17 protein-coding genes are annotated in these 18,548 nt (G+C 37.6%); 5 read left to right on the forward strand and 12 right to left on the reverse strand.

Annotated features, from left to right (window positions below; all coding sequences use genetic code 11):
• Positions 1-52 precede the first annotated feature (52 nt).
• Complete coding sequence (dapF, locus tag PQ456_RS14970) at positions 53-889, reverse strand: diaminopimelate epimerase (RefSeq protein ID WP_273613014.1); 837 nt, start codon at positions 887-889, stop codon at positions 53-55.
• A 124-nt stretch (positions 890-1,013) separates the two neighbouring features.
• On the opposite strand from dapF, the gene PQ456_RS14975 reads away from it, so the two are divergent.
• The gene (locus tag PQ456_RS14975; protein WP_273613015.1) at positions 1,014-2,774 is read left to right on the forward strand and encodes an Rqc2 family fibronectin-binding protein; all 1,761 of its coding nucleotides are present in this window, start codon (positions 1,014-1,016) and stop codon (positions 2,772-2,774) included.
• Positions 2,775-2,953: 179 nt separating this feature from the next.
• Here the strand turns inward: PQ456_RS14975 and PQ456_RS14980 are convergent, their stop codons facing one another.
• The 6 genes from PQ456_RS14980 to PQ456_RS15005 all read right to left on the reverse strand — a co-directional run bounded on the left by PQ456_RS14980 (position 2,954) and on the right by PQ456_RS15005 (position 7,587).
• Positions 2,954-3,841: a PHP domain-containing protein gene (locus tag PQ456_RS14980; RefSeq protein WP_273613016.1), complete on the reverse strand. Its 888-nt coding sequence runs from the start codon at positions 3,839-3,841 to the stop codon at positions 2,954-2,956.
• Between the two features lie 52 nt (positions 3,842-3,893).
• A complete protein-coding gene (locus PQ456_RS14985; protein ID WP_273613017.1) occupies positions 3,894-4,796 on the reverse strand; it encodes a selenium metabolism-associated LysR family transcriptional regulator in 903 nt (300 codons plus the stop codon).
• A gap of 207 nt (positions 4,797-5,003) precedes the next feature.
• A complete protein-coding gene (locus tag PQ456_RS14990) occupies positions 5,004-5,441 on the reverse strand; it encodes a hypothetical protein (protein WP_273613018.1) in 438 nt (145 codons plus the stop codon).
• 392 nt (positions 5,442-5,833) lie between these two features.
• Complete coding sequence (locus tag PQ456_RS14995; protein WP_069329121.1) at positions 5,834-6,082, reverse strand: YlbG family protein; 249 nt, start codon at positions 6,080-6,082, stop codon at positions 5,834-5,836.
• A gap of 64 nt (positions 6,083-6,146) precedes the next feature.
• Positions 6,147-6,587 carry a YlbF/YmcA family competence regulator gene (locus PQ456_RS15000; protein WP_273613019.1) on the reverse strand — a complete coding sequence of 147 codons (441 nt, stop codon included), beginning with the start codon at positions 6,585-6,587 and terminating at the stop codon, positions 6,147-6,149.
• A gap of 169 nt (positions 6,588-6,756) precedes the next feature.
• On the reverse strand, positions 6,757-7,587 hold the full coding sequence (locus PQ456_RS15005) for a helix-turn-helix transcriptional regulator (RefSeq protein WP_273613020.1): 831 nt from the start codon (positions 7,585-7,587) through the stop codon (positions 6,757-6,759).
• 211 nt (positions 7,588-7,798) lie between these two features.
• On the opposite strand from PQ456_RS15005, the gene PQ456_RS15010 reads away from it, so the two are divergent.
• On the forward strand, positions 7,799-8,866 hold the full coding sequence (locus PQ456_RS15010) for a SurA N-terminal domain-containing protein (RefSeq protein ID WP_273613021.1): 1,068 nt from the start codon (positions 7,799-7,801) through the stop codon (positions 8,864-8,866).
• Positions 8,867-8,922: 56 nt separating this feature from the next.
• Positions 8,923-11,550 (forward strand): X2-like carbohydrate binding domain-containing protein, encoded by a 2,628-nt coding sequence (locus tag PQ456_RS15015; protein ID WP_273613022.1) that lies wholly within the window; start codon positions 8,923-8,925, stop codon positions 11,548-11,550.
• Positions 11,551-11,729: 179 nt separating this feature from the next.
• Here the strand turns inward: PQ456_RS15015 and PQ456_RS15020 are convergent, their stop codons facing one another.
• A complete protein-coding gene (locus PQ456_RS15020; RefSeq protein ID WP_273613023.1) occupies positions 11,730-12,911 on the reverse strand; it encodes a M20 metallopeptidase family protein in 1,182 nt (393 codons plus the stop codon).
• A 342-nt stretch (positions 12,912-13,253) separates the two neighbouring features.
• Here PQ456_RS15020 and ftsW point away from each other — a divergent pair, with 342 nt between their 5' ends.
• Entirely contained in the window at positions 13,254-14,588 is a 1,335-nt protein-coding gene (gene ftsW, locus PQ456_RS15025) for a putative lipid II flippase FtsW (RefSeq protein WP_273613024.1), read from the forward strand.
• Positions 14,589-14,659: 71 nt separating this feature from the next.
• On the opposite strand, the gene PQ456_RS15030 is transcribed toward ftsW, so the two are convergent.
• Positions 14,660-15,022, reverse strand: a complete 363-nt coding sequence (locus PQ456_RS15030) for an Asp23/Gls24 family envelope stress response protein (protein WP_204823353.1) — start codon at positions 15,020-15,022, stop codon at positions 14,660-14,662.
• A gap of 193 nt (positions 15,023-15,215) precedes the next feature.
• On the opposite strand from PQ456_RS15030, the gene cax reads away from it, so the two are divergent.
• The gene (cax, locus tag PQ456_RS15035; protein WP_273613025.1) at positions 15,216-16,280 is read left to right on the forward strand and encodes a calcium/proton exchanger; all 1,065 of its coding nucleotides are present in this window, start codon (positions 15,216-15,218) and stop codon (positions 16,278-16,280) included.
• A gap of 69 nt (positions 16,281-16,349) precedes the next feature.
• Here the strand turns inward: cax and PQ456_RS15040 are convergent, their stop codons facing one another.
• The 3 genes from PQ456_RS15040 to PQ456_RS15050 form a co-directional block, all read right to left on the reverse strand.
• Positions 16,350-16,649, reverse strand: coding sequence for an Fpa/YlaN family protein (locus PQ456_RS15040; RefSeq protein ID WP_069329024.1), 300 nt, complete (start codon positions 16,647-16,649; stop codon positions 16,350-16,352).
• Between the two features lie 196 nt (positions 16,650-16,845).
• Positions 16,846-17,103, reverse strand: coding sequence for an HPr family phosphocarrier protein (locus PQ456_RS15045; RefSeq protein ID WP_069329023.1), 258 nt, complete (start codon positions 17,101-17,103; stop codon positions 16,846-16,848).
• 208 nt (positions 17,104-17,311) lie between these two features.
• Entirely contained in the window at positions 17,312-18,427 is a 1,116-nt protein-coding gene (locus tag PQ456_RS15050) for an aminopeptidase (protein WP_204823351.1), read from the reverse strand.
• Positions 18,428-18,548 lie beyond the last annotated feature (121 nt).

Below are 18,548 nucleotides of genomic sequence, written 5' to 3' on the forward strand. Positions count from 1 at the left end.
CGTCTGAACGGTGGTATAGTTAAATTATATAACCAGACGCGTAACAAGCATATTATTCGGTTGTTTCTCCAGTGTATACAGTAGCCGCAGGGCCGGTCATATATACTTTGTTACTGGACTCATCCCATTCAATATATAAGTCTCCACCTTTAAGCGAGACATAACCAGTACGATCAGAATATCCATTCAGTACAGAAGAGACCAATGTCGCACAAGCTCCTGTTCCACAAGCAAGTGTCGGCCCTGCTCCTCGTTCCCATACACGCATGTCCATTCGATCACGACTTTGCACCGTTGTAAATTCTACATTGACTTTACGCGGAAATAATGGATGATTTTCAAGTAGTGGTCCCCATTTATTCAAATCGATATTCACAGCATCTTCTACATAAATAACGCAGTGAGGATTACCCATAGATACCGCTGTAAAATAGAAAATCTGACCTTCCACTTCTATCTCTTGATTGATTACTGGATTGCCTTCGATTGCTACAGGAATTAACGTACTATCCAAAATAGGCTCTCCCATATCTACACGAACTGTATGGGCTATTCCGTCTTCAGCTTGCACAGTAACCGATTGAACTCCTGCACCCATCGTTTCTATCGTGATTTCAGTATGAGGCGTTAACCCACGATCATACACATATTTGGCAACACAACGAATCGCATTCCCACATTGTTCTGCTTCTGATCCATCTGAATTAATAATTCTCATCATAAAATCTGCATTCGCAGACGGCAAAATATAAACTAATCCATCTGCACCGATACCAAAGTAACGATTGCAATGCTTAATCGCTAATTCTGCTACATTTGCTGGTAAGGATGGCTCTCCATAGACGATGATAAAATCATTGCCCAGACCATTCATTTTTGTAAATTCCATATTGATTCTCTCCTCCGAAAAACACGTTCTATTGGGTAAGCATACATGATGGCACTATAAATTGCTATGGCTTTGTGGCATGATAGAAGATGATTATGATAGTAAGAATAGGAGAATACTCGATATGGCATTAGATGGCATTGTTACCCGTGCGATTGTTCATGAGCTTCAATCTCTGCAAGGCGCACGTATTAATAAAATTCACCAACCGACAGGTAATGATATTGTTTTTCAGATTCGTGCACAGCGCGGGAATCGCAAATTAATTTTAAGCGTTAATCCTACCTATCCACGTGTTCAATTTACCGAGCAATCCTTTATGAATCCACAAGAAGCACCTATGTTCTGTATGTTGCTTCGCAAGCATTGTGAAGGTGCTATTATTGAATCGATTGAACAGGTAGGTATGGAACGTGTAATTCATTTCAATGTACGTCAGCGGGATGAATTAGGCGATGTTTCTTTCAAACGATTGATTATTGAAATTATGGGTCGTCATAGTAATATGATTGTGATCGATCCTGCAACCAATACGATACTGGACGGAATTCATCATATTACGCCAGCAATCAGTAGCTATCGCGTGATTATGCCTGGATTTAGCTATGTAGAACCACCAGATCAGCACAAATTAAATCCTTTAGAAACCAGTGAACAACAATTCATGGAGAAGCATCGTGAAAATATCGATCCTCCTGCTCGTTTTCTATTGAATACATTTAGCGGTCTAAGCCCATTGATTGCCGAAGAAATTGTATATCGTGCTCAACAAGCTGATATTAGCGCTAATGGAGAAAATGAAAACACTTATCCAGATGTACCGTATATCTGGCAAGCATTTTCCAGCTTAATGGAGCAAGTATCCAAAGGGGAATTTGCTCCGGTGAGCGGTCTTAATGCACAAGGCAAAATTGTGTTTTCAGCAGTTCCTTTAACATTGATTCAAGAAGAAGAAAAGCACTATGATTCGATTAGTCAATGTATCGAAGCTTATTATGGTGACAAAGCTGAACGCGATACGGTTAAGCAAAAAACAAGCGATCTGTTGCGTTTTCTCCAAAATGAACGTAGCAAAAATATTAAAAAATTAGATAACTTGCAAAAAGATATTAAAGAAGCTGAAGGCGCTGAAAAGTTCCGTATTCAAGGAGAACTATTATTTGCTTCTCTCCATGAACTAAAACGTGGTGATAAGCAGATCGAATTGATTAACTTCTATGATGAAGAACAGCGTCCAATAACGATTAATCTTGATCCACAATTAACACCGTCTGATAATGCACAGCGCTATTTCAAACGTTATAACAAATATAAAAATAGTCTCGCTGTAATTGATCAACAATTAATCAAAACACATGCTGAAATTCAATATTTAGATTCGTTACTCCAACAGCTAGGCAGTGCTTCACTACAAGATATTGATGAGATTCGTGAAGAATTAGCTGAACAAGGGTATGTACGTAATCGTAATAAACGCGCCAAAAAGAAACGCAAAGACAATCGCCCTACTCTTCATGTCTACACTTCCAGTGAAGGTATCGAAATGTATGTAGGGAAAAATAATTTGCAAAATGATTACATTACGAATAAATTAGCTCACTCGAATGACACTTGGTTACACACCAAAGATATTCCGGGTTCTCATGTAGTTATCCGTAGTCAACAATTTGGCGAAGCTACATTAGCAGAAGCCGCTCAGCTTGCCGCTTATTTTAGTCAGGCTAAAGAGTCTAGTAGTGTGCCTGTAGATTACACTCTTATTCGTCATGTACGTAAGCCAAGTGGAGCCAAGCCGGGATTTGTGATTTACGAACAACAGACTACGCTGTTTATTACTCCTGAAGAAGAGGTAGTCAAAAGCTTGGAAAGCACGATCAAATCGTAATGCTCGTCTGACTATAGGATAGGTATGCTTCAATAAAGTATGCTTTGAATAGGCTCTTATGTTTAAATCAAAAAAAGAACGGCTGGACTACACCTATTACAGGTGATCATCCAGCCGTTTTTTCTTATAACTATATCTAATGTTTTTGCTATCATTCCACTGTGATTACTGCATAATGATTATTCTGCTGTAATCCCTGTCTCGATAGCTGTCTGTAATTGGCGCAATTGAGTCAAGGTAGACATCGGTACATTTTTGCCACCTAATGGGCCATGAAATACTTTTCCTTGACGCTCTCCATGATAATCAGAGCCACCGGTAACTATTAGATCTCGGCGTTGGGCGATTTCCAGATATCGTTGCTCATCTTCAGCAGAATGATCGGAATGATACACTTCTAAGCCTGCTATAGAACTGTTATCCAGAATACGCTCTACTAATGCATCATCACCATAAATACCCGGATGAGCCATCACCGGAACTCCATTGGCTTCACGAATCCATACCGCTGCATCAGAAGCTGTAATACGTGGTGGAGAGACATATGCAGCCGCTCCTTCTGCTAGATACTTGTTAAAAGCATCTTTTAGATCGACAGCATATCCTTTCGCTACCAATACATCAGCCATATGCGGACGACCGATACTTTCATCAGGCATTAATTCTCTGCCTAATTGCTGGATGACTTCATCCATCGTAATCTCTACACCCAGATCACGTAACTTTTGCAAAATTTGTACGTTACGATTGTCTCGAACTTCGCGTAGTCCTTGCAGACGTTCTAATAATTGAGGATCTTCTGTATTAAGGTAATAACCAAGAATATGAATATCTTTATTGTCTTCTCTAGTGCTAATTTCTACACCAGCAATTACTTCAATATCATACTGCTTGCCTGCTTCTATCGCTTCGGCTACACCAGCTACCGTATCATGATCGGTTACAGCAATCGCGCCAAGACCTGCTTCTACTGCTAACTTTATATTTTGCGTTGGTGTATTCATACCGTCTGATGCCTGACTATGAGTATGCAAATCTGCATAACGTTCTTCTTGAGAATTATCCATTATCTAATCACTCCTATGTTATTGCTTCTACCTATCTATTACACTTCTATATTCACACCCACTCATACTCTTGTACAAATTGTAAAAAAGTAACTGCCGGAATAGTCAATAATGTAGATTTAAGATGAATCGAATAAAATTGCCGTTGAAACGAAACATTTTCAATAGTTAACACTTTCAATAATCCTAAAGTGACTTCATGCTTAACCGATGATGGTGATAAAATCGTAATACCTAATCCAGCTTCTACAGCAGATTTTACTGCTCCTGTACTGCCTAATTCCATCACTGTCTGAATTTGAGAAAGATCGACTTGATGTCTGATTAGCTCTTCTTCCATCACTTGGCGAGTTCCAGAGCCTTTTTCACGTAACACAAATGGATACTTCAACACATCTGTTAATTGCACAATCTCTTGATCAGCCAGAGGATGGTTGCCGGGTACAATGAGTTTGAGTTCATCTTGCATCACAGGCTTAATCGTCATATCGGGATGTTCAACAGGCGCTTCGATCAATCCAAAATCTAGCTGATTACGACTAATTTCATCTAAAATTTGAGTGGTATTCATCACTTTGAGCATGACTTTCATATGTGGATATTGCTGACCTAGTGGACCGAGTAGACGAGGTAATACGTACTCACCAATCGTATTACTTGCACCTAACACTAATCGCCCTGCTAGACTATCGGTAAATCTGGACATGACTGCATCGGTTTCCCGCATCAGATGAATCCCTTGCGAAGCGAACGGCATTAACGCATGACCTGCTTCAGACAACTCAATGCGCTTGGTCGTCCGATTGAACAATTTGGTGCCAAAATGATCTTCTAAAGACTGCACTTGCATTGTGACTGCCGGTTGCGTCATATGAAGAGCTTGCGCCGCCGCTGAGAAACTGCCACGCTCAGCAACTGTATAAAAAATGTGTAATTGATGAAAATTAAATGCCACTACCGTTCCCCCTCCTTGCTATGTATATATTGTACCATTTTCAAATAAGCATACAAAAAAGAAGCTCGCTTTAACAGCCGCTTCTTTTCAAAAGTATTATGATTAGATATGTGAGTCGTTTTATAAATATTGCATGTTTACGTAAACTCCTAATACAACGCTATGTCTTCTTTTCTATTAGGCACATCTGCTGTCGATATACAAATCTTATTTGCGTTTACGACTGTTTTTGATCAAAGTCATCCGACGAGAGTGTCTTAACCATGAATAGTAAGATTTAAGATCGCGAAGCTCAATCGTTTCCGACATTTTACCCAAAAATGTAACGATAATCATTTTGTGCAGTGGGTTACCTGTAAGATCGTATTCACCTGGTAGATCAGCAAATTCAGCAACAACAACAAGGTCTTCATCAATTAAATATACATCTTCTTCTTTGCGATAATACGATACAATACGATTTTGTTTAAGCGTTTCCCACATAAATGAAGCAATTTCTTCAGGTTTAGTCTGAGCCTTAGCGATACGGTCGTTATAACGACTAATAGCATGATTCGTAATTACGATATCTGCAACTTTTTTCTCGCCAAGTTCTACATGAAAAGGTTCATACGTGCTCCAACGTTCCATTACTTTATCTCTCATTAACTATTCACTCCCCATTCTGTATGGGTCTTTCCGTCTAAGTATTTATACCTATTAAGATATATACATCGTTCGCCCTACACAAGACGAAAAAGCTACCATTTTTTAACTCATTTCACTAAATTTCTTTAATTTTTAAAGTAAATTGATTTAAATTCAATATTTGTCTTTGCAACCTTACAGTTCTGTAGTCCCACTAAATATTATATCGACAGGGAGTAACGTTTCTTTAACCCATAAATGATAAATCTTCAAAATTATCATAAATAATACTTAGTACATACCTTTAAACGCTGTTAAATGAAACCGTTTCCTACAATAAAATATAAAAAAGCGACCATTAAAGGTCGCTGATAAATGGTAGTCAGAACTGCTCATTTCAAAATACTTGATTAAATACCGTAAAATTGAGTCTGATCAGGTACCGCTTTGGTATATTCCGTTTTGATCTCATTTCGATAAGATCGTTCAACTTTGCGCACGTAAGAAAGACGACGGATATTTTTGAGTGTTTCTTCTGCTTTTTCAGTGTACAAATACATAACTACATAATGCATGCGACGTGAAATATAATGAACACAGCCATATTTTTCAAGATTGCGTGCTGCTTTAACATCATTAACCCAGATAATGTAGCCCATACGTGAAGGCAATGCTAATTCTTGTTCTTCTGGTTGCTGTGTTACATTTTCTTGTTGTTCGTTCTCAACTGCATCCACATGATCCTCCACTACCACATCCGCCTCCTTTCGGTAAAGGGTTATTGCTTGGAACTTTAATACTTTCAGAGACCGAATGTGCTATCAACTCTGACATTTCGTATAACATTTGATCCAATTTTTCCTCAGCATCTTTAAAGCGCCATACTGCTTCTATCTGTTCCATTTCTCGTTGAACAGCTTCTACCTGTTCTTTGGCTTCATGGAAGTTGGGATGAAAATGTCCAAACCGTTGTGTTTCTTCAAATAATTCTTTTTTGCTGTTGAGCTTGTGCATCAAGCTTATAACTTCCGGGTGAGCCAGCATACGCTCTTCCCAATATAGGTAATTCGCGACTTCGATAGAATTGTTGATCATATCGCCTAATTCATAGGCGCTTGTCAAGACTTCGGCCATATCGACCGTCCTAATCTCGGTTACGCTCATGAAATTCATCTCGTTTCTGTATATAAAGTGGACAACCCTCTAACTTAGTTGTCTTTATTATCATAGCATAAGCCGAGAACAGATTAGAAGTGCTTTTCCAAAAATGGTATCTTTAATACATAAAGTTCACTATATTTAGCGATAAAACAACGATTTTCTTCTAAATACCTTACAACAAAGGTGAACATTCTTTGCGATAATCCATCGGAGATAGACCTATTTCTTTTTTAAATAGTTGGGAAAAATACGATTGCGATTTAAATCCTACAATTTCGGAGATATCCAAAATCGAATAATTCGTAGATTCTAGCAAAAATTTAGCTGTATTGATTCTAACCGTAGACAAATATTTAAGTGGCGATATATCGTATGTTTTTTTAAAAGCATGAGATAGATAGTATTTATTAATATGTGCTTCACTGGCTAATACATCTAGCGTAATATCTTTTTTGAAATGAATATCGATAAAATTGCGTACAAGAGCGATCTCACGATTTACTTTTTGGGAAGGTTCTACATGCAATGATACAGACTTTTTACGCAAAATAAGATAAAGCAAAATACGGATCAGATGTCTGCCTATTTCTTCATAAGCATACTGTCTGGCATTGTATTCTTCAAAAAGTTGATGAACATAAAATAAAATACTGTTGTTCACATCATCTATTTTAAGATAAGAAAAAGGGTTTTCTTCATTTACTAGTGAAATGCCATGGATTCCAATAACAATATATTCAAGCAACTGATGCGTATCTGAAATTTCCGTATGTTCGACATTGGGATTAATAACGATTATATCATTTTTTTTGATTGCAAATCTCTTATCCTCTACTAGAAACTCGCCTCTTCCACTCGTCACATAAAAAAATTCAACAAAATGGTGTGAATGTTTCATCGTGACCCAATTTTCTCCATCCGTATCCGATTTGTTAATATAAATTAACTCCGCATTGACATACGAATGAACATCGATCGTAGACGAATGTCCTCCACTATTCATCATTATCACCTCTTCATTCTAAAATCATCCACCTTTATAAACAATTCTTTACATCCTATGAACCCAATGTTCACACTATTTAGTCATATTATTTATTTTAAAGCAATAAATCTAAAATACATAGCAATAAAGATAAATTCTAATCTAAATTGCAAACGTATAATAAATTTATTCATACATTCATTTTGTAACACTAAAGGAGGGATAAATGATGAGCAAAAAAGCAGTAAACACCAAATCGTTTTTGTTATTAATCACAGGTTTATTTATCGTAGGGGGTACACTTTTAACCGTTATGCTGTATATGCTTAACTCCAATGATGAAGTTGCTACAGTCGATGAACATGTTATCAGTCAACAAGAATTAACCTTTTATATGCAACAATTACGTCCTAAAATACAAAATGAATTTCAAACCAAATACCAACGTCCACTTAGCAAAGAAGATTGGTACAAAAAAGTTGACGGAACAACACCTATGGATCAGTTACAGCAACAAGCATTAGCTCAAATTGTAAAAGACAAAACATTATTAATTGTTGGCAAACAGCAGCATTTGATCGAACATATCGATTATGCAGATATTATTCAAGCAATGAATACCGAAAACAAAAGTCGTACCGAGGCGATATCGCGTGGTGAAATTGTATATGGATTAACTTCTTTCACACCACAATCGTATTATTCTCACTTGCTAACCTCTCTCCGAACAGAACTGAAAAAGAAATTAAGCCAATCTCCAAATGACCCTCTTTATATTGATAACAAAGACGCTTATGCCTACTTTAATGCTCATCAAGCAGATTGGACGGTTAATGCGACTACGTACGAAATGACCAAGCTTCATATCCCTTCTACTCAGCAACAGAAAGCAACTACTTTACAACAAATCACACAAGATCTACAACAAAATATGAGTCTTACTATGATTCAAAACAAATACAAACTACCTCAAAAAATAGCAGAGACTATTACACCTGATAGCAATACCTCGCAAAATTCGTATCAAAATGAACTGATTATGAAGCTCAGAAATACTGATGATGCTTCAAAACCAATATTTATCGAGACAAAGCAAGGTTTTGATTTGTATCAATTAGAACACACTGCTATCAATAAAGAAGAAGCTTTCAAACAGTATCAAGCGCAGATTACACAAACATTGCTAGAAGATCGACTGAATACGTATTTAAAACACGTTCAACAATCCCTTCCGGTTACAGTAGATCAACCCAAAATCAGTACCGTATTAGCCACTTCTTCATTCATGATGCTGTAGCATTCTATATTGCTTATTCTGTAGTTTGGAAAAGTAAATTCAATTGGAGGTCTATAATGCCTAACATTAAAAAAGCTTGTATTGGCTTGGTATTGTTTACGTTATTATTTACTCTATTCCCTACTTATTCTGCGAATGCTAATACTTCTTTAGACTCACCTAAAAATGCACTTAGCGGCAATGCTCCTAATCCATACGGCGGAACCGATTATTATCTTGATGCAACCAATGGAAAAGATACCAATGACGGTAAATCTATCGATACTGCATGGCAAACGTTACAAAAAGCAAACAATACTACATTTCAGCCAGGAGATCGTATTTTGCTTAAATCTGGTGAGAGCTGGCAGAATCAGCAACTCTGGCCCAAAGGATCTGGAACAGCCGGTAAACCGATTGTGATCGATCGTTATGGTGATGAAACACTGGGCAAACCTTATATTGCTACCAACGGCAAAGTAGATAACCCTCTTCAATATATAAATGGAGATTTTGTCAAAGATAAAAATAAAGTCGGTTTGACCGGTGCTGTCGTTCTACGCAATCAGCAATACTGGGAAATTCATAATCTTGAATTATCCAACGATGATGATTTCAATACCGATATTAATGTCTCTGCCAAAACCAAGTCAGTCGTTCGAGATGGTATATCTATTTCCATTAATGCTGATTTACTAGAAGGAAACGATAAAATTATGGATTACTTCCGAATCAGTGATAATTATATTCACAATATTGATGGGCCTACAGACTGGCAAAAGATTCACTATGGTGGCATCGTTTTTCAAGTATTTGGAGAAAAAAGTTATAAATCTTACGATGAAGGTGCTTATTATTTCCAAGATGTGCGTATCGAAAATAACCGTTTCTATCAAACAGAATTACATGCGATTGAATTTGCTTTTAACTGGTTTTATGATCGCGATGCTAGTTCTGGTGAATATGATGAAACAGGTAAATTTCATGAAGGTTGGGAACAGCTATGGGTGAAAAACAGAGATTTGTACAGTCGTGATGTGTATATTGGTCATAACTATGCGGAAGATATTGGTCAAGGCGCGATTCAGCTAGCGAATACCAAAGATATGATTGTCGAATACAATGAAGTGAATGGCTATTTGCAACGCTATAATGCGGTTTCTTGTGGGTTGTACTTATGGGCAGGGGCAGATACAGTTATGCAATATAACGAAGTCTACGGCGGGCCGTATGGAGAATATGATGGTACCCCGTGGGATTTGGAATTCACCAATTTTAATGTAACCTATCAATATAATTATTCTCATGATAATGCAGCAGGTTGGATGGCCTATATGGGGAATAGCTCTAATTCGATTGCACGCTACAATTTAAGTGTAAATGATAACGGAGTTATTGTTAAAAATATGCTATCTACCAACTATTCACCTACGTATTTCCTGAATAATGTATTTGTCTATGATGCTTCCAAAATGGATTGGTTCCATGATGAAGTATTTAAAGATACCGTTTATTTCTTAAATAATGTATTTTATAACACATCAACAACTACGCCTACTAAATGGTACCGCAAAGAAGGAGCATTGAACAAAGCTGTCTTCTCGAACAATGCGTACTATGAAGCTGGTGGCGTACAGTCTGCACAACAACCAGCCGATGCGCATGCTGTACTAGCAGATCCGCAATTTGTAGCTGATCCTGCGGATTACAAACGTGGTAATGGCGTTGCTAACATTGTTGATTCAGCCGCTAATTTCAAAGTCAAACCAACTTCACCATTAATTGATACTGGTCGCTATAATGTACATGCAGGACAAGCCGATTTCTTTAACAATCATCTATACTATGGCGACAATATCGATATCGGAATTCAAGAAAGTCCAATAGGAACCAAAGTTGAATCACCTGTGGATACCAATCCTATCGAAAATGAGCAGCCTGCACCACGTGAAAATCTAGCGCTTCATCAGCAGATTTCAGCTAATTATACTCATCCAAATAAAGGCTTAGAAGCTACTAATCTAGTAGATGGCAAAACAACGACACGCTGGGCAAGCCCGGACGAAGTCACCTATCCAATCGAGATCACTATCAATTTTGGTAAACCTATTGCTTTTGATGAAGTCTATTTAGACGAATATGTCGACAGCGGAACTGATCCACGTATTCTTGAATATGAATTGCAACAATATGATGAAGCTACAGATACATGGACTACTTTTGAAAAGCAGACCAACGGTTTGGGAACCAATGTCTCGTTAAAAGATTTTGGTCATATTACAAGTAGTCAGCTTCGCTTGCTAATTGATAGTGTCAAATCTGATGCAACTGGAACGCCTACACTCACTGAAATTCAGGTATACAATAACAACAGTACTGAAAATCCGCAACAACCGACAACCTCAATCACTTCAGCAACATATGATCTGAATCCGTCCAAACAAAATGATCCTGCGAATCAAGTAACATGGGATGTCTATCTGAATGGAGATACGTTATCCACGATTCGTTATATCGGAACAGAAGGAAATGTATTGAGTAGTCTGACCGAAGGCAAAGATTATACAGTTAATGGAGATACGTATACGCTAACACGAAGTTTTCTAACAACACGAGCAGTTGGCAAGTCAGGCTTACAGCTTGAATTCGCTTCAGGAGCACAACTCAAAATCGATCTGAATATTATCAATTCTACAGATACTTGAGTGATCGTGATACCATGATAGATAAATAGGAACAGCTGGTAGCAAAAAAGATTCAGAATGTGGTGTATTGTTCACCCGTTCTGAATCTTTTTTATCGTCTAATTTTTTATAAAGTATAGTTTATTGAATACTTTTCACATCATTATAAATAACACTACAACTCAGTGTTGCAAAATAGATTACGTTTCTACCGCAGATTGTTGCAAATAATTTTCAGCAAGTGCTGTTAATATTTTGGCGGCATTTAACATTCCTGCTTCATCCATATCGAATTTTGGATGATGATGCGGATACGTAATCCCTTTATCTTCATTGCCAACTCCAACAAAAATAAAACATCCTGGCACTTCTTGTACATAATAAGCAAAATCTTCTGCTGGCATCATCGGTGGAGTCACTTCAACATGATCTGCTCCAAAGACTTCGGTAGCCACTTCGAAAAATCGTTCTGTTTCGCTTGCATGATTCACCAGTGGTGGATAACCCATCATATAATCAATCTCTACTTCTGCTCCGTTCATCGCACATACATGACGGGTCACTTCGTCAAACCGTTTACGGATAACTGCTCTAGTTTCTTCATCAAATGTACGTACTGTTCCCGTTATTCGGCAAGTTTCAGCAATTACATTTTTGGCTGTTCCACTATTGATGGTTCCGATCGTCAACACAGCAGGTTGCAAAGGATTTACATTACGACTCACGATAGATTGTAATTGCACCACCAATTGCGCTCCAGTAAGTACACTATCGACAGTCACATGAGGAATCCCACCATGACCCCCTTTTCCTGTAATATCAATCACAAAGTCATCAACAGAAGCCATAATCGGACCTGCGGCACTAGCTAATATTCCGACAGGCAAAGGCGACCATAAATGCACACCATAGATAACATCTACACCTTCAAGAGCACCTGCGGCAATCATTTTCAGAGCGCCACCCGGACATACTTCTTCACCCGGTTGAAAAATAAGACGAATTTCACCTTTTAATGTTGCTCGGTGTTCACTAAAATAACGAGCGACTGCTAATAAACCTGCGGTATGACCATCATGTCCACAAGCATGCATAACACCATCCACCTGTGAAGCATATTCACATTCTTTTTCATCTTGAATAGGTAAAGCGTCAATATCAGCACGTAACGCAACTGTTTTACCGGGTAAATCTCCTTTGATAACACCAATGACTCCTGTATCGCCGACACCGGACGTTGTCTCAATTCCAAAAGACATTAATAGATCAGCAATAAACTTCATTGTATGATGTTCTTGATAAGATAATTCAGGATGACGATGAAGATGCCTGCGCCATTCTACCATATCTGGAAATAAAGCTTCCCAATTGTAATTCCCCATCTGCTCTTCATCCTTTCAATGCTATTCTCATTATTTCATTATACACATAATTATACGTTTCAATACTGCTCAGGTGGTTAAATAATAGTTTATATGACTAGATTCTGTTTCATTATAGTATATTCATGGTAATATCTATGTTCAAACTGATGGGTAAAGCTTGCACCTACCTACAAAACGTACTATCATGAAAAGTGAACTTAACCATAATTTGATATGAAACAAAAAATAGATATATTTTTTTATTACAAAAGGAGGATTTGTGCATGAAAATTAGCAGTTGGTTAACTGCCTTGAATACTTCTGATCTGTACATATCCGTTCTATCCTTGGAGACTCGTTATGAATAAAATCAGACATACTTCGCCACGAACACTAAACAACCAGACAACAGCTAATCGCTATCGGAACGCGAATCCTTCTTCCAGTTCTAATGTGCGTAATATACAGCAACCTGCACAGAAAATCACTAAAAAAGGTGCTCCTGATTTTCAATTGTTAATCATGACCGTCATTTTAGTCTGTTTTGGTATTATTATGGTCTTTAGTGCAAGTTCAAGCATTGCATGGACGAACAAAAACTATAACTTTGACTCCTTGTATTTTACGAAAAAGCATATTTTATATGCGGTTATCGGTCTTGTAGGTATGTTTTTCGCTATGAAAGCTCACTATAGTAAATATAAAAAATGGTTTGCGCCCTTTTTTCTAATTACTTTAGCCTTACTGGTTATCGTTCTAATGGTAGGTAAAGAGCTCAATGGTGCTCGAAGCTGGTTGAATATTTTTGGATTTTCACTTCAGCCTTCTGAATTTGCTAAATTAGCTGTTATTTTGTATCTAGCAGCTTTGATCTCCAAAAAAGGAGATAAATTAAGAGATTTACGTAGCGGTTATATTCCGGTCATGGTCGTGGTCGGCTTAATCGCTGGCTTGATCTTTTTACAAAATGACTTGGGTTCTTGTATGATTTTGGTCGCTACAGCGGGTCTAATTATTTTTGCAGGTGGCGCTAGTGTAAAACACATTATGGCTTCTGTGCTTTTACTCGTTCTTGGAGCATCACTTGTATTAGGTATAGGTGCTCTTTTTAATCATGATGATAACACTGGTACAGAAAGTAGCTACAAAGCAGGTCGGATTGAAGCTTTCCTTGATCCGATGGCTGATGAAAAAGGAAGTTCTTACAACCTTGTTCAATCGTTAACTGCTATTGGAGTTGGTGGATTTACAGGTTCAGGTTTTGGACAAAGTATTCAGAAGCTTCATTACCTTCCTAACCCTTACAATGACTTTATTTTTGCAGTAATCGGTGAGGAATTCGGATTTATAGGAACCAGCTTATTTCTACTACTGTACGGGTATTTTATCTGGCGAGGTTTGTTTATCGCATTGCGTTGCCCTGATATCTTTGGGACACTGGTCGGTGTTGGTATTATGAGCTTGATTGCGATTCAAGCGTTTATTAATATCGGCGGTGTTACGAATACGATTCCAATTACAGGGGTTACATTACCATTTATTAGTTATGGTGGTACATCATTGATTATGATGATGACCAGTATGGGAATCATGTTAAGTATTTCTCGTGAAACCAATCGTGTAGCTAGTGAGAAATCACAAACGACCAATTCACGTATCGGTAATCGTCAATCGATCTCGATGCGAATGAAATAATAAAACAATAGTATAAAAAAGACGACAGAGATTACTTCTGTCGTCTTTTTGTATGTTTATGATCAAAATGTCTACAAAATATCGTCTTTAAAAGCAACGCCTTCTACTTTTACGTTGACTTCAACCACTTTAAGCCCGGTTAGATTTTCTACAGCTTCGCGTACATTTTGTTGAAGCATGCGGCATACTTCATGAATTGGAGTTTCATACAGCACGATAATACGTAGATCAATTGCAGCTTCCAATTGTCCGACTTCTACCGTAACTCCTTTTTGTACATTTTTACCACTTAGACGTTTGGCAAATCCATCGGATAATCCTCCAGACATAGCAGCAATACCTGGCGTTTCTAAAGCGGCCATGCCCGCTACTTTTGCTACGACGTCATCGGCAATTTTGATAATACCCATTTCCAATTGTAATGATTCGGTCATGTCCCATCCTCCTCTAAAGCTTAAGCCATTATCTTTATAAAAGAACTTCTATATCAAGCTGACTTTTCTCCTCTATTGTATCAGCATTCTGCCAAAATCTAAACTTTATCTCACGCAATTGGTTTAAATACACTACTGTTTTGGTTATAATGTTAAAGAATTTACATAAAATATATAGAAAAAGGGGTGCAGAATGAAGAAACATTTATCTACGATTTTATTGGCTATCTTTTTTGTGTTTAGTGCTATTGCTCATTATGCACATTTGAATCCTATTCTACAATTTGTAGTCTCGGCTATAGCTGTTGTATTAGTCGCTGGATTTCTAGGACGGGCTACAGAAAGTGTAGCTCATTATGCAGGACAACGTTTAGGTGGATTTCTTAACGCTACCTTTGGTAATGCCGCAGAATTAATTATCGCTATCATGTTGCTACGTGAAGGATTATACGATATGGTCAAAGCCAGCTTAACCGGCTCGATTATCGGTAACCTATTACTGGTACTTGGTCTTAGTATTTTTGCAGGTGGCGTGAAGCATAAGATTCAGAACTTTAATGTAGCGCTTGCTAATATGAACGGTTCTTTGATGATTGTAGCTGTCATCGCACTATTTGTGCCTGCTTTGTTTTTGAATACTCATTCGATCACTCCTACCGAAGTCGATACACTTAGTCTGATTGTAGCCGGACTATTGATCGCTGCGTATGTTGCCTGGTTGATCTTCTCGATGATTACACACAAAAAGTATCTTGAAGATGTGAAAGATCCCAAAGCACCTGAAGATCATGAAGAACCCAAATGGTCTAAAAATAAATCTATTTTGTTTTTGGTGATTGCTACTGTCATGACTGCTTTTGTCAGTGAATGGCTTGTAGGTACGCTTGAGACATTTACAACAGACTTTGGATTCAGTGAATTATTTGTCGGTGCATTTGTAGTAGCGATTATTGGTAATGCTGCTGAACATAGTGCTGCGATTATGCTAGCCATGAAAAACAAAATTGGTGCATCGGTTGAGATTGCTGTCGGTAGTAGTCTACAGATTGCTCTCTTTGTAGCGCCAGTACTGATTTTTGTGAGCTTTTTCTTAGGCAATACGATGGATATTGTATTTACGACTCTAGAACTTGTCGCGATTATGGTATCTGTATTTATCGCCAAATCTATTATTCAAGATGGTTCGACCAACTGGTATGAAGGGCTATTGTTATTAGTCACTTATATTATTCTCGGTGTCTCTTTCTATCTTGTCTAAATTAAAACAAACCAAAAACGCCTGTGCCCTCTTCTGAAGGTACAGGCGTTTCTATGTAACGAAAGTCTGCTACTCAGCAGACTGTTGTTTATTATTCATGGCTTCATACAACACAGACAAATTACGCTCCAGGTTGCTGATCAGCTGTTTGCCTACAGGCTCAGAAACAAATCCAGCACGTATAGCAAAATCTACTTCTTTGGAAAAGCCGTATACTTGAGTATCCAGAACTTCCTCGTACAGAGGACAGTAACGAGTATCCAAATTCTCCATCTGTATTTCAATTAATTTTTCAATTTTATTTGCATCTTCTTGTAGAAGATTCAATGCTTTTATATTCAACTGCTCTTGTAAATCAGATGAAGTCATGCTCTTCCCCCCCATGTTCGAGAATCGTCAGTCACTACTACTATTAATATTAGACGAAATTGGAGGCTAATACAAGAACCCCTAACGAAATTAAAGGAATTTACATTATATTTTAACTATTTATTGAAAAATAGAATTCGGATTGATCCATACAAAAAATGCTGCGATTCACAAGGAATCAGCAGCATTTCGTTAATCATTGACCTTCTGCAAGTTTTACGGCAAGTCCGTGCTTTTCAAAAGCAGCAACTACTGCTTTTTTAGCCTCTTCTTCGTCTGGTCCATGTACATGGAGCTCATAATCTTGATTTTTCACAAGTGTTGTAAATAGCCCCAAAATACTTTTAACATCAATAAATTTAGATTCGTGTTGTAAAACAATAGAAGAAGTGAACTGACCTGCTGTCTGTGCGATTTCAACTACTGCGGCATTATTCGTATTACTTGTTGCCATTTGAGAACCCTCCTACTCCGACTAAAATTTTCAACAATTCAGGTTTTCCATTTACATCATAATTGAATACGCTTTCTTATGCAACCCATTTCTTACAGCGTATGAGAGCGATAAAAAGAGGTTACGATTGTGAATAGCGTATAAGATGCTCTCAACAATATATAACCTCTTTTACCATTTTCAATCTTTTATAGTATTTATTAAAAGATTATTTCAAGTTCTCTGGATTAAGCGCTTCTAGTTCTGGCAATACAAAGATTCCGTCTTTGCGAATCAATACATCATCAAAGTAAATCTCACCGCCACCGTATTCTGGACGTTGAATAAATACTAGATCCCAGTGAATCGAAGAACGATTACCGTTATCTGTTTCTTCATATGCTTGTCCTGGCGTGAAGTGGAAACTACCTGCGATTTTTTCATCAAACAAAATATCGTTCATCGGATGCAAAATATGAGGATGGAATCCAATTGCAAATTCTCCGATATGACGAGCACCATCATCTGAATCCAAAATGCTGTTTAATTTCTCAGTATCATTACTTGTTGCTTCAACAATTTTACCATTTTCAAAACGGAAAGTGATGCCTTCAAAAGTAGTACCGTTATATACCGTTGGTGTGTTATAGCTGATAACGCCATTAACCGAATCACGAACCGGCGCGCTAAATACTTCACCATCTGGAATATTGCGTTGACCGGAACATTTTTTAGCACCGATATCTTTGATAGAGAATTGCAAATCTGTATTTTTACCGACTAAGCGAACTTTGTCTGTACGGATCATTAATTGCTCTAACGCATCTTGAGCTTTGTCCATTTTAGCGTAATCTAGATTACATACGTCAAAATAGAAATCTTCAAATGCTTCTGTGCTCATTCCTGCCAATTGTGCCATGCTTGCATTTGGATAACGAAGCACTACCCATTTGGTATGTTTAACACGTTGCTCGCTATGAACAGCATGTTGATAAATACTGTTGTACAACTTTTGTTTGTCATCAGGAACATCGGATAGATCATTGATATTTTCGCCTGCACGAATACCAATATATCCTTGCATCTGCTTCATACGCTCTAGATCAAGTGCAGCCCATGTTTTCATGCTTGATTCTGTCGCATTCATCAACATAGCACGTTGTACTTTACGATCAGTCAATTGAACAAACACATTACCGCCTCGTTCGCCAATCGCATGAATCACTGCATTTAATAGATCACGTTCATTACCGATCATTTCGACCAAAACATTTTCCCCTGGTTGTACATCGATTGAATATTCAACCAAATTTTTGGCTAATACTTTTACTCTAGGATCTTGCATCACATATCTTCCCCTCGTAAATAGTTTTTTAAATATTTTTTTGAACAACGGTTAATTATTCAAAAAACATTGTATCACGATGTTAAGTTTCTTGTCTTTACCTGTCGTTATAAAATAAAAA

It is taken from the genome of Paenibacillus kyungheensis (assembly GCF_028606985.1).
GTDB lineage: Bacteria > Bacillota > Bacilli > Paenibacillales > Paenibacillaceae > Saccharibacillus > Saccharibacillus kyungheensis.

Excerpts from the sequence above, each read along its gene's own strand:
- PQ456_RS15005 (WP_273613020.1), bottom strand. The coding sequence starts at position 7,587 with ATGAATAGTGGAGGACATTCGTCTACGATCGATGTTCATTCGTATGTC.
- cax (WP_273613025.1), top strand. The coding sequence starts at position 15,216 with ATGAAGAAACATTTATCTACGATTTTATTGGCTATCTTTTTTGTGTTT.
- PQ456_RS14990 (WP_273613018.1), bottom strand. The coding sequence starts at position 5,441 with ATGAGAGATAAAGTAATGGAACGTTGGAGCACGTATGAACCTTTTCAT.
- PQ456_RS15015 (WP_273613022.1), top strand. The coding sequence starts at position 8,923 with ATGCCTAACATTAAAAAAGCTTGTATTGGCTTGGTATTGTTTACGTTA.
- PQ456_RS15045 (WP_069329023.1), bottom strand. The coding sequence starts at position 17,103 with ATGGCAACAAGTAATACGAATAATGCCGCAGTAGTTGAAATCGCACAG.
- PQ456_RS15010 (WP_273613021.1), top strand. The coding sequence starts at position 7,799 with ATGAGCAAAAAAGCAGTAAACACCAAATCGTTTTTGTTATTAATCACA.
- ftsW (WP_273613024.1), top strand. The coding sequence starts at position 13,254 with ATGAATAAAATCAGACATACTTCGCCACGAACACTAAACAACCAGACA.
- dapF (WP_273613014.1), bottom strand. The coding sequence starts at position 889 with ATGGAATTTACAAAAATGAATGGTCTGGGCAATGATTTTATCATCGTC.
- PQ456_RS15050 (WP_204823351.1), bottom strand. The coding sequence starts at position 18,427 with ATGCAAGATCCTAGAGTAAAAGTATTAGCCAAAAATTTGGTTGAATAT.
- PQ456_RS14980 (WP_273613016.1), bottom strand. The coding sequence starts at position 3,841 with ATGGATAATTCTCAAGAAGAACGTTATGCAGATTTGCATACTCATAGT.
- PQ456_RS15040 (WP_069329024.1), bottom strand. The coding sequence starts at position 16,649 with ATGACTTCATCTGATTTACAAGAGCAGTTGAATATAAAAGCATTGAAT.
- PQ456_RS14995 (WP_069329121.1), bottom strand. The coding sequence starts at position 6,082 with ATGGGCTACATTATCTGGGTTAATGATGTTAAAGCAGCACGCAATCTT.
- PQ456_RS15020 (WP_273613023.1), bottom strand. The coding sequence starts at position 12,911 with ATGGGGAATTACAATTGGGAAGCTTTATTTCCAGATATGGTAGAATGG.
- PQ456_RS14975 (WP_273613015.1), top strand. The coding sequence starts at position 1,014 with ATGGCATTAGATGGCATTGTTACCCGTGCGATTGTTCATGAGCTTCAA.
- PQ456_RS15000 (WP_273613019.1), bottom strand. The coding sequence starts at position 6,587 with ATGAGCGTAACCGAGATTAGGACGGTCGATATGGCCGAAGTCTTGACA.
- PQ456_RS15030 (WP_204823353.1), bottom strand. The coding sequence starts at position 15,022 with ATGACCGAATCATTACAATTGGAAATGGGTATTATCAAAATTGCCGAT.